Origin of the sequence: Jannaschia aquimarina, from assembly GCF_000877395.1 — a bacterium.
GTDB classification, from domain to species: domain Bacteria; phylum Pseudomonadota; class Alphaproteobacteria; order Rhodobacterales; family Rhodobacteraceae; genus Jannaschia; species Jannaschia aquimarina.
In genome coordinates this window covers 1-8,500 of record NZ_JYFE01000078.1, presented here as the reverse complement: position 1 = coordinate 8,500, position 8,500 = coordinate 1, and the positions used below count along the sequence as shown (strand labels likewise).

Annotated in this window: 6 protein-coding genes; 5 read left to right on the top strand and 1 reads right to left on the bottom strand. The window is 68.2% G+C overall.

Annotation, left to right across the window (positions count from 1 at the left end):
- Window positions 1-237: 237 nt before the first annotated feature.
- From yghU to jaqu_RS19220, 4 genes are all read left to right on the top strand, one after another.
- Window positions 238-1,056 (top strand): glutathione-dependent disulfide-bond oxidoreductase, encoded by an 819-nt coding sequence (yghU, locus tag jaqu_RS19235; protein ID WP_043920644.1) that lies wholly within the window; start codon window positions 238-240, stop codon window positions 1,054-1,056.
- Between the two features lie 137 nt (window positions 1,057-1,193).
- Complete coding sequence (gene moaB / locus jaqu_RS19230; RefSeq protein WP_043920643.1) at window positions 1,194-1,724, top strand: molybdenum cofactor biosynthesis protein B; 531 nt, start codon at window positions 1,194-1,196, stop codon at window positions 1,722-1,724.
- Window positions 1,725-1,791: 67 nt separating this feature from the next.
- A complete protein-coding gene (locus jaqu_RS19225) occupies window positions 1,792-3,246 on the top strand; it encodes an efflux RND transporter periplasmic adaptor subunit (RefSeq protein ID WP_043920642.1) in 1,455 nt (484 codons plus the stop codon).
- The gene (locus jaqu_RS19220) at window positions 3,247-6,591 is read left to right on the top strand and encodes an efflux RND transporter permease subunit (RefSeq protein ID WP_052501083.1); all 3,345 of its coding nucleotides are present in this window, start codon (window positions 3,247-3,249) and stop codon (window positions 6,589-6,591) included.
- Between the two features lie 6 nt (window positions 6,592-6,597).
- Here jaqu_RS19220 and jaqu_RS19215 read toward each other — a convergent pair whose 3' ends face one another.
- Window positions 6,598-7,575, bottom strand: a complete 978-nt coding sequence (locus tag jaqu_RS19215; protein ID WP_043920645.1) for a Hint domain-containing protein — start codon at window positions 7,573-7,575, stop codon at window positions 6,598-6,600.
- Between the two features lie 115 nt (window positions 7,576-7,690).
- Between jaqu_RS19215 and jaqu_RS19210 the strand changes: the two genes are divergently transcribed.
- A complete protein-coding gene (locus jaqu_RS19210) occupies window positions 7,691-8,470 on the top strand; it encodes an SDR family oxidoreductase (RefSeq protein ID WP_043920641.1) in 780 nt (259 codons plus the stop codon).
- Window positions 8,471-8,500 lie beyond the last annotated feature (30 nt).

Sequence of the window (8,500 nt, the reverse complement as noted above, 5' to 3'; positions counted from 1 at the left end):
GTTTCCACGGGGCTCGATGCCCCGTCCGATCCGCTCCCGGGCGGGCCGCGCAAGGCGGCGCGCAACCGGTCCGTCTGCCGATTGTGCAGACGGGGGGTGCACAGGGGGTGCACGGGGGGTGCACGTGACATTCCGGCCGAAACGGCGTGGCACGGATGCCACGGCTGCGCATCTTGCCGCCGCGCTCCGGCGCTCCATCCTCCGGGAGGACGAAGATCCCGAACCGAGAGAGACCGCATGACCTACACCCCGCCAAAGGTCTGGAAACCCACCGAATCCGGCGGCAAGTTCGCCTCGATCAACCGCCCCGTGGCGGGCCCGACCCACGACAAGGACCTCCCGGTCGGAGAGCATCCCTACCAACTCTACTCCCTGGCCACGCCCAACGGGGTCAAGGTCACCATCCTTTTGGAAGAGTTGATAGAATCCGGGCACGATCTCGACTACGACGCCTGGCTGATCGACATCGGAGAAGGCGATCAGTTCGGCTCCGGCTTCGTCGAGGTGAACCCCAATTCGAAGATCCCCGCCCTGATGGACCGCACGGGCCCCGAGCCCGTCCGCGTGTTCGAAAGCGCTGCCATCATGATGCACCTGGCCGAACGCTACGACGCCTTTCTCGGCGATGCCCGGCCAGAGATGCTTTCCTGGCTCTTCTGGCAGATGGGATCGGCCCCGTTCCTGGGCGGCGGCTTCGGCCATTTCTACGCCTATGCTCCTGAAAAGTATGAATACCCGATCAATCGCTATGCCATGGAGAGCAAGCGGCAGCTCGACGTCCTGAACCGGCACCTCGCGGATCACGACTGGATGGCGGGCAGCTATTCCATCGCCGATATGGCGATCTGGGCGTGGTACGGGCAACTTGTTCTGGGCCGTCTCTATGATGCGGCGGAGTTCCTCGACGTCGCATCCTACACTCATGTCAGAAACTGGGCCGAGCGCATCGACGCCCGCCCCGCCGTGCGCCGGGGCCGGATGGTCAACCGCACATTCGGCGACGACGAAAGCCTGAAGCTCCCGGAGCGCCATTCCCGAGCCGATTTCGACCGGTAACGCTTCGAACATTAAGTGTCTGGTTTCGCCCGCTCCGGCGGGATCGGACCCCTTTCGCGGTCCGATCCGCCGGGGGGCTTTGCCCCCCGGACCCCCCAGGATATTTCTGGCAGGATGAGAGAGGGGGAGGACACTTCATGACAACGAGGGACTTCATGCCCTGCCGCATCGCGGTCCTGACCGCCTCGGATACGAGGGCACCGGATGACGACCGGTCCGGAGACACGCTGGTGGAGAGGTTGGAGGCGGCGGGCCACGCGCTCGCCACGCGCGCGATCCTGCCCGACGAGCGCGAGTTGATCGCGGGCAAGCTGCGGGAATGGTGCGACAATCCGGATATCGACGTCGTCCTGACCACGGGCGGGACCGGATTGACGGGGCGCGACGTCACCGTCGAGGCGCATCGCGATGTCTATGAGAAGGAGATCGACGCCTTCGGCACCATGTTCACGATGATCTCGATGAAGAAGATCGGGACGTCGGCCGTCCAGTCCCGGGCCTGCGCCGGGGTGGCGCGGGGAACGTATCTCTTCGCCCTGCCCGGTTCGCCTTCGGCCTGCCGGGATGCCTGGGACGAGATCCTCGTCCATCAGTTCGACTACCGCCACAAGCCCTGCAACTTCGTCGAGATCATGCCCCGCCTCGAAGAACATCTGCGACGGAAATGATCGCCTGCGACGTGAGAACGGCGGGCGGGCCTTTGGGCTTGCGCCATAACGCCTTATCTGAAGTCTCATGCGCTTTCTCACCCGCAGCCTGATCGCCCTTTTCCTTGCCGCCGTCACGGTGGCCCTTTTGGGGTGGGCAGCACAGATCACCTTCGCCGCCCTTGAAGAACGTCAGGAGCGGGACAGCCCCGGCGCGCCCGCGCGGGAGCGGGTTTTCTCGGCCGAGGTGATCAGCGCGACACCGACGATCATCTCCCCCACGCTCCAGGCCTTCGGAGAGGTCCGCGCCGCACGCACGTTGGAATTGCGGGCACCGGCCGCGGGACAGGTCGTGGAATTGTCGGACGCCTTCGTCGAAGGCGGGCGCGTCTCCGAGGGGGATGTCCTGCTTCGGATCGACCCTGCGGACGCAGAGGCGGACCTCGCCGTGGCACGCGCCGATCTGGCCGGGGCCGAGGCGGAGGCACGGGATGCGGAACGGACACTTGTACTCGCCCGGGAGGAGCTGGCCGGAGCCGAAGCGCAGCGCGATCTGCAGGCGCAGGCTCTGGCCCGGCAGCGCGATCTGGCGCAGCGGGGGGTGGGCGCGGCCGCGAATGTCGAAGGAGCGGAGCTGGCACTTGCGGCGGCCGAGCAGACGATCCTGACGCGACGCGGCGCCATCGCGCAGGCCGAAGCCCGCATCGACGCGGCGCGGCTGGGGATCGACCGGGCCCGCATCGCTCTGGCGCAAGCCGAGCGGGCGCTGGAAGACCGGGTGCTGCGCGCCGAATTCGACGGGGTTCTCGCCGACGTGACGGTGCTGCGAGGCGGACTGGTGACGCAGAACGAACGGCTGGGCGAATTGATCGATCCGCGTGCTCTGGAAGTCGCCTTCCGTCTGTCGACCACTCAATATGCCCGGATCGCATCCGGCGGGGATCTGCGCGGAACGCCGGTCGAGGCCGTCCTTGACGTGCTTGGGCTTGAGATCTCCGCCCCTGGCATCGTCACCCGCGAAGCCGCCGCGGTCGAAGAGGGCCGGACCGGCCGCCTCGTCTTCGCCGCACTTGAGAATGCCGAGGGCTTTCGCCCCGGCGACTTCGTTCGGGTCGAAGCGGAGGAGCCACCGCTCATGCAGGTCGTGCGGCTGCCCGCATCGGCGGTCTCGTCTCAGAACGCCGTCCTCGTCGTCGGCGAGGGGGACAGGCTGGAAGAACTTCCCGTGGAGGTCCTGCGCCGGGTGTCCGGTGACGTGCTCGTGGCGGCGGACGGGATTGCCGGGCGCGAGATCGTCGCGGCGCGTGGACCGGCGCTCGGCGCGGGGATCCGCGTGCGTCCGTTGCGTCCGGAAGCGGCCGCCGATGGGCCGGAGCAAGATGAATTCGTCCTGCTCGATCCCGACCGGCGGGCTCGGCTGATCGCGTTCGTCGAAGGCGGGCGCATGCCCGAGGCGGTGAAGGCGCGGCTACTGGCCCGCCTCGCCGAGGACCGCGTCCCCGTCCGCGTGGTGGAGCGGATCGAAGGCCGGATGGGCGGCTAGATGCTGGGATACTTCACCCGGCACCGGACGCTCGCCAACCTTCTGATGGTGCTGATGGTGGCGGCGGGCGCGATGGCCCTGCCGAACATGCGCGCCCAGTTCTTTCCGGATGTCGTCGTCGAGGACGTCAACGTGGAGGTCCGCTGGGACAATGCGGGGGCCGAAGACGTCGATCGCGGGATCGTCCAGGTTCTCGAGCCGGTCCTGTTGGCCGTGGACGGCGTGACGGACGCCGTCTCCACGTCCCGGGAAGGGCGCGCGTCGATCCAGCTCGAATTCGAACCGGGCCAAGACATGGGAGAGGCGGCGGCGGACGTGCAGGCCGCTGTCGACGGGGTGACCGGATTGCCGGACGGGATCGACGACCCCGAGGTGCGCCAGGGCCGCTGGCGCGATCGGGTCACGGACGTCGTGATCACGGGGCCGGTCGGGGTCGATCAACTGGCCCGGCTTACCGATGCCTTTGTTGTGCGGCTGTTCGCCGAGGGCGTGACCCGAACCACGATCCGGGGCGTCGCGGCCCCCGAGATCCTGGTCGAGATCCCGTCGGAGACCCTTCTGCGAGAGGGCGTCACGCTGCGGGAGGTGGCCGGCGCCATCGAGGCGGAAACCTCGGCGGAACCTGCGGGCGACGTGGATGCGGCGGGGGCGCGCATCCGAACCGGGGAAGCGCGCCGCGACGGAGCGGAGATCGCCTCGATCGTCGTGCGCCGCGAGGCCGATGGCACCCCGCTGACGGTCGGGGACCTGGGCCGCGTCACGACCGGTGGCACGGATCGGGAGCGGGCCTATTTCGTCGGCGACCAGCCCGCGATCAGCATGCGCGTCGACCGCAATGCGGAGGGCGACGCCATAGCCTTGCAGCAGACGGTCGAGCGGGTCGCCGAAGAGATGCTGGACGGCGCGCCCGAAGGCGTCGAGATCCAGCTCATCCGCACCCGGACCGAGGCGATCTCTGGCCGGATCGCGGTGCTGATCGACAACGCCGTCCTCGGGCTGGGCCTGGTGGTCGCGCTGCTGTTCCTGTTTCTGAATGCGCGCACGGCTTTCTGGGTCGCCGCGGGCATCCCCGTTGCGATGATGAGCGCCATTGCCCTGATGTGGCTCGGCGGGCTGACGATCAACATGGTCTCGCTTTTCGCGCTGATCATCACGCTGGGGATCGTGGTGGACGACGCCATCGTCGTGGGAGAGCATGCCGATTTCCGCGCCCGCACGCTGGGCGAGGCTCCCGCCGTCGCGGCCGAGAACGCGGCCCGGCGCATGTTTACTCCGGTCCTGTCGGCGACATTGACCACCGTCATCGCCTTCTTCGGGCTGGTCGCCATCGGCGGGACCTTCGGCACGCTGATCGCCGATATTCCGTTCACCGTCATCGCGGTCCTGATTGCGTCGCTGGTGGAATGCTTCCTGATCCTGCCGCACCACATGGCGGGCGCCCTGCGCCATGCCGGCCGCGGCAAATGGTACGACTGGCCGTCCCGCACGGTGAACCGCGGATTCCGATGGGTTCGGGACACGCTGTTCCGGCCGCTGATCCGGTTGGCCATCACGGCACGCTACGCCGTCGCGGCGGGCGCGATCGTCCTGCTCTCCACTCAAGCCGCCTTCTTCATCACGGGCGAGGTGCAATGGCGCTTCTTCAACGCGCCCGAGCGGGGCTCGATCACCGGCAACTTCGCCCTGCGGGACGGCGCCGGGCGCGAGGAGGCGTTGGCGCAGATGCGCGAGATGCAGCGCGCCGTCGATGCGGTCGCGGCCCGCTACGAGGAAGAGCACGGCGCGAACCCCGTCACGTTCGTCCTCGGCGAGATCGGGGGAAATTCCGGGCGGGGCCTCGCATCGGCCGATGACAAGGAGGTCGATCAACTGGGCGCAATCTCGATCGAGTTGATCGACGCCGACCTGCGTCCCTATTCCGGCTTCGAGTTCCAGGCAGAACTTCAGGACGAGGTTCGCACCCTTCCCGCAACCGAAGAGCTGACCTTCCGCAGCTGGCGTTCCGGACCGGGAGGAGACTCGCTCTCGGTCAAGTTCTTCGGGGCGGATGCGACCACGCTGAAGGCGGCGGCCGAGGATCTGAAGGCGGCCACAATCCGCTTTCCCGAAGTGTCCGACGTGCAGGACAGCCTGCCTTACGACAAGGAAGAACTGGTCCTGTCGCTGACCCCGCAGGGCGAGGCTCTGGGCTTCGACATCGCCGCACTGGGACGGGAATTGCGCGACCGCCTCTCCGGCATCGAGGCGGCGACCTTCCCGGTCGGCCCCCGCACCGGCGAGGTCCGCGTGGAACTGCCCGAAGACGAAATCACCGCCGACTTTCTGGAGACCGTCCGCCTGCCCGCCCCCGCGGGCGGCGAGGTGGCGCTGGCCGATATCGTGACCGTCGAGAGCCAGTCCGGCTTCGCATCGATCCGTCGGGAAAATGGCATCCCGGTCGTCACTGTGACCGGAGAACTGGATCAGGACGACGCCGCACGCGCGAGCGAGGTGCGGGAGGCCCTGCGGACAGAGATCCTCCCCGCCATTGCCGCCGACCGCCAGGTCGATTGGCGCCTCGGCGGACTGGCCGAGCAGGAGCGCGCATTCCTGACCGACGCGACGATCGGTCTGATGGCCTGCCTGCTGGGCATCTATCTCGTCCTCTCGTGGATCTTCGCGTCCTGGACCCGTCCGGCGGTGATCATGGCGGTGATCCCCTTCGGCCTGATCGGAGCCGTCTGGGGCCATTGGTGGTGGGATGTGCCCTTGTCGATGTTCTCGGTCGTGGGCCTGATCGGAATGACCGGGATCATCATCAACGACTCCATCGTGCTGGTGACGACGGTGGACGAGTATTCGAAGGACCGCGCACTGGTCCCCGCCATCGTGGATGCGGTTGCCGACCGCCTGCGCCCGGTCCTGCTGACGACGCTGACGACGGTGCTGGGTCTGACGCCGCTGCTCTACGAGACATCGAGCCAGGCCCAGTGGCTCCGACCGACCGTCATCACGCTGGCCTACGGGCTGGGCTTCGGGATGCTGCTGGTCCTCTTGCTGGTCCCCGCGCTTCTTGTGATGGGACACGACCTCGGCCGGGCCGCGACGGCGCTGCGGCGGATGCTGCGGCTGGGAGGTCGGCAGCGGGGCCGCGCCTTCGGGGCCGCGGGCTTCGCCGTGATCGCGGCCTTGGTCGTGCTTGCGATGGCGACATTGGGACCCGCGATCATGGGGCAGCCCACGCTGCTACCGACCCTTGGCACGGGCATGGCAGGGGCGGTCGGGACGTTCCTGGCAGCGACCGCCGCGCTTTTGGCGACCGTCTGGGTCGTCGGGGCCGTCGCGCTGCTCAGACGGCGCGCCTGACGCGCGCTACCCGGTCGACGCGCGCCGAAGGATCGAGGCGGCGTCCAATCCCTCCAGGTCGGCGGCTGATGGCTCGAAGCCGGACCGGGGCACAGGCGGCGCATAGCTTGCGATCTGGGCGGCAAGATCTTCGTCCAGGCCCGCCAATATGTCCGGAGAGACGAGCAGGCTCTCGGCGGGGATCCCTTCGGCATAGATGATCTCATGCGCGTCGAAGAGCAGGTGGAAGTAATCAATATGCCCGCCGGCATGACGCCGGATGGTGTCACCGTTGACCAGGTGGCGCGCCCGGACAAGCACCTCGCGACCGCCCACGCCCAATCCTTCGCGGCGCTGGTAGATATAGAGCCTGTGGTCGGGCGACAGGACCAGCGTCCGCGCGTTGCCCATCGCCTCCTGGCCGATCTCGACCGGGGCGTTCGCCCCTTCGGCCCGGACAGTCTGGCGCCCGATCCATAGGATCGGCCGGGGGCCGTGATCGCGGGTCAGGACGCGATCGCCCACCGAGAGGTCCTCGACCGGACATTGCAGGCCGCCCGCAAGCGTGATCGCCGTCCCGCGCGCGAAGGAGACGGACGCCACGGAGCCCAGTTCCCCTTCCGCCGCTTCCGAGGAGATGAGGGTGTATTCATCCATCGGCGAGAGCGGACCGAGAGGCAGCGCAAACCGCGCGCCGCCCGTTTCGAGCACGAGGATTTCGACGTTTGCGCCGCGCTCTCCCATCATCTGGTGGCGCGCGACCGGCTTGACCGCTTCGCCCACCCGCCCGACCGACGAGCCCGGCGCGACCTTTGGTCCGTCGGACCCGCGCTGCAACAGAAGCTCCTGCTCGGGGGTGGCCGCGGCGAGGGTATACAGGTCCCCGGCCACGACATCCGTCAGCCCCCCGATCGGATCGCCCGCCATCGCGCCGGCCTCGACCACGAAGGCCTCGGCCGGAATGACGCTGCAACGACTGATCTCTGGGGGGGACTCGGTACACATGAACGCAGGATGACAGGTGGATCGGGCGAAATCACGGCAGACGGCGGTGACAAAACGCCTCGAATGCCGCGGATCGTCGGGATATGCGGATTTCAGCCAATTCGGGAGGATCGTCATGGATATGGGAATTCGCGGGCGCCGCGCGCTGGTCTGCGCAAGCTCGAAGGGCCTCGGCCGGGGTTGCGCCGAAGCATTGGCGGCCGAAGGCGTCGATCTGGTGCTGAACGCCCGCGGGGCCGAGGCGCTGGAAGCCACCGCCGAGGCCATCCGCGCCGCGCACGGGGTGTCGGTGACGAGTGTCGCGGCCGACATCACCACGCCCGACGGCCGGGCGCAAGTGCTGGAGGCCGCCGCGTCGCCGGACATTCTGGTCACGAATGCGGGCGGCCCGCCGCCAGGGATGTGGTCGGACTGGGATCGCGACGACTTCATCGCGGCGCTCGACGCCAACATGCTGACGCCCATCGCCCTCATGAAGGCGTGCCTTCCGGCGATGATGGAGCGGGGCTGGGGCCGCGTCGTCAACATCACTTCCCAATCGGTCAAGGCGCCGATTCCCGTTCTGGGCCTGTCGAACGCGGCGCGCACGGGCCTGACGGGCTATGTCGCGGGCACATCGCGGCAGGTCGCGCAGAACGGCGTGACAATCAACAACCTGCTGCCTGGCATCCATGCGACCGACCGGGCGGATGCGCTGGATCGCGGCGTGGTCGAGGCGGAGGGCCTGACGATGGAGGAGGCACGGGCGCGGCGCGAATCGACCATCCCCGCGCGCCGCTATGGCACGCCCGAGGAATTCGGCGCGGCCTGCGTGTTCCTCTGCTCGGTCCATGCGGGGTTCATGGTCGGCCAGAACGTCCTGCTGGACGGTGGTGCGACGAACGCGACGATCTGAAAGATGAGGGGTGCGAGGGGCTCTTCCCCT

What these genes read in the sequence shown, in the direction of transcription:
- yghU (WP_043920644.1), top strand. Translation starts at nt 238, where the DNA reads ATGACCTACACCCCGCCAAAGGTCTGGAAACCCACCGAATCCGGCGGC.
- moaB (WP_043920643.1), top strand. Translation starts at nt 1,194, where the DNA reads ATGACAACGAGGGACTTCATGCCCTGCCGCATCGCGGTCCTGACCGCC.
- jaqu_RS19225 (WP_043920642.1), top strand. Translation starts at nt 1,792, where the DNA reads ATGCGCTTTCTCACCCGCAGCCTGATCGCCCTTTTCCTTGCCGCCGTC.
- jaqu_RS19220 (WP_052501083.1), top strand. Translation starts at nt 3,247, where the DNA reads ATGCTGGGATACTTCACCCGGCACCGGACGCTCGCCAACCTTCTGATG.
- jaqu_RS19215 (WP_043920645.1), bottom strand. Translation starts at nt 7,575, where the DNA reads ATGTGTACCGAGTCCCCCCCAGAGATCAGTCGTTGCAGCGTCATTCCG.
- jaqu_RS19210 (WP_043920641.1), top strand. Translation starts at nt 7,691, where the DNA reads ATGGATATGGGAATTCGCGGGCGCCGCGCGCTGGTCTGCGCAAGCTCG.